At 39.9% G+C, this 2713-nt stretch carries 3 protein-coding genes; all 3 read right to left on the reverse strand.

Going from position 1 to position 2713, the window contains the following annotated elements; translation table 11 throughout:
* On the reverse strand, nucleotides 1-297 hold a 297-nt coding region (locus tag ACUVXA_RS19450), incomplete at its 3' end, for a hypothetical protein (RefSeq protein WP_445872951.1).
* Nucleotides 298-684: 387 nt separating this feature from the next.
* A complete protein-coding gene (locus tag ACUVXA_RS19455; protein ID WP_445872952.1) occupies nucleotides 685-1014 on the reverse strand; it encodes a hypothetical protein in 330 nt (109 codons plus the stop codon).
* A 358-nt stretch (nucleotides 1015-1372) separates the two neighbouring features.
* Nucleotides 1373-2461, reverse strand: coding sequence for a 4Fe-4S binding protein (locus ACUVXA_RS19460; protein ID WP_445872953.1), 1089 nt, complete (start codon nucleotides 2459-2461; stop codon nucleotides 1373-1375).
* Nucleotides 2462-2713 lie beyond the last annotated feature (252 nt).

The raw sequence follows: 2713 nt of genomic DNA on the forward strand, positions 1-2713 counted from the left end.
AAACCGAGGAGTTGAAAAATATGATACTAGACTAACAAAGCGGGGATACTGTTTTAGGTGGGGAGTAACGCCAAAACCAAAACCTAGGTCATCATAGAGGCGGTAATAACTTATATTAATGGCGAAATTTGGGTTTTCAGATGTGAGCACACCTGTAACTATCTGCTCCGTGGAGTAGGAGGGGTAAGGTAGAAAAATCGCATCTGATCCCGTGTTATATACAAGTAAAAGATAGGAACCGAGGGAAATTATCGAGAAGCCAAGTAGGATTAGAACTAGAGCAACACAAATCTTCATCCTTTTAGAAATTACTTCCACCTCCATTTAACATATTTGGCACTTATTTTGCTAATAAACTGTTTTTATGTGCCACTTAATATGTATTTTGTTTGTGGCAGATTACCCCTTTAGTATTTTTTTCGGTTAAGGGAAGATTATATTATATTCGCCCTGTAGAATTCTTAGAATAATACGGTTAGGAGGAAATTAAACTACTAAGAATAACTCGTTGAGAAGAAGCACTGAAGGAACTTAATCGACGGGAAAAATTAGGGAGTGACAAGAGGCTCCTGCCTTTCACTCCCATTTTTAATGAGTGAGGTTTTACCTGTAGACTTGCAACAATCAGGCGAGTGTTTCTTGTTTTATATAAAAGAGTTCAGATCTGATGTGATATTATTCGTTCTAGGTATATGATGCTAGAGCATAAGGTTGAATGTGGGTAATATGTGTAATCCATGCTTCGACTTGGTAATAATTGAAGTATTGATGCCTGTCTACATTAGTCCACACCCTATTTGGGGTTCCATCCACTAAATCTGCGCCGCTTGGTACGGCGTCGTAAAGATATATCTTGTAGGGTTCTAGTTGACCATCACTCTCTACCGCAGTATACACGTGCCAACCGTAGCGTGGAATCCAAGATCCCCACGGCCAAGGGTACCAAATCCATTTCAGATACCAATAATCCGGGGTTACGATTCCCTTACGCCACTTCGTGGCGTATGCGTCCAAGCTGTAGGCGTGTTCTCCGGAAACATATTTGTAGGCGTCTAGTGCGTTTAAGTAACCGTGTCCGTGATCGTGTTCCCATCCGGTGTCTCCGATATCGTGTAGTGCGGCTGCACGAATAATAGCCGCTCGAACTAATACACCTTTATACTGTCGCAGTTGTATAATCTGAAGTCATATCTTAGTAGCATGGATATGTAAGCTATTGGCTTAGGTTCAGGTATATTGATAATGGGTATTACACTTGCTTCAATATACCATATTAGAAAAATGAGTGTCTTCAAGCATTAAAAAAGTTAAGCCCGAATGATTCTTTTCCAATTTTTTCTTGTCAATTCACTTTTTAAATAAAATGGAATTTTTAATGGATTCTTTGTTTTTCATATTCTATTATTACGTCTCGGGCTTTTTCAACGGGTATCTCTTCTTTTACCCTAATCATGGTTATTGCTTCCTTTGGGCATTTGCTGGAACATAGGCCGCATCCGATGCATCTTTCTTCCTCAATTTTTATCAGGTTATCTGTTAAATCGTCATTGTGGGGGTAGTGGTGGTATATTGCTCCCATTGGACATATTTTGATGCAGGACTCGCATATTGTACATTTTTCTTTGTTGATTTGGGGTTGGAAGTTTGATTTGGTTAGGGTTCTGGGATTGTTGAGTTCTGTGAGCCCTCTTAGGAAGCCGCAGCAGCAGGGGCAGCAGTTGCATATGAAGTTTGGTTTCTGCTGTTGATTGTTGGTTATGTGTACCAGTCCTGCTTCTTCTGCTTTTTTGAGTATTTCGAGGGCTTCTTCATAGCTTACGTATCTTGCTCCTCGGTGCTTCACCAGGTAGTCTGCAGTAGAGTCGAAGTTCATGCAAACCTCTAGTGGTTTTTCGCAATGGTCAAAGGTTGATCGGCAGACACAGTTGATTACTGCTATGCTGCGGGCGTCTTTGATGTATTGGCTTACCTTCTCGAAGGTCAATATTTCTGCTTTGGTGTCTAGTTTTTGCTCTACTGGTATGACTCTTATGAAGGGGTAATCGGAGGCTCCCAGCTCCATGCCCCAGTACTTGTAGATTTTGTTGAATATTTTTCGTACTTCTCTTCGTTCGTCGGTTGGTTCTCCTTCCATGAACCATTCAAAAACGCCGGGCACGAAGGGCATCATCACATAGTACAATTTGTTTTCGCTCTTACCTTCAAACTCAAAAATTAGACCTTTTTTAGCCGCATCCTCAATAGCTACTTTGATTTCTTCTTTGTCTCGGCCTAGTTTCTCCGCGATTTGTTCCACGGTTTTGGGCTCTATAAATGGTCCATCAAAAGCGGAGCTCACTAATTCTGCTTCTTCGGGTTTAAACATTATTTTGAGTACTTTCATACTGTCCTTGGATTTTGGAATTTTAAGAGGCCATTTGTTTAATTTATTAAATAATTGGTCGTAAACTTCATCGCTCATAGGGGTTCAACTCGGCGGGCTATCTTATGCAAGGTATTAGTGAGTTATAAAAATTAGTGTTTTATATTTTTTTCTTCAAAGCCATTTCGCTCAATAGGCAGCGGGGTTAGTGACATTATTTTTGTTTAATTTAGAGGCACTGTGTTTTAGTTTTTCTTCATCGTAACGATATTAATGATTTTTTTAGAGTGATATTATTTGAGAAGGCGCCTTAAGTATGTGGGTTGTTGGGATAGTTCGAAAAGAATAATT

The organism is Candidatus Jordarchaeum sp., from assembly GCF_052745115.1.

What these genes read in the sequence shown, in the direction of transcription:
- ACUVXA_RS19460 (WP_445872953.1), bottom strand. Translation starts at nt 2,461, where the DNA reads ATGAGCGATGAAGTTTACGACCAATTATTTAATAAATTAAACAAATGG.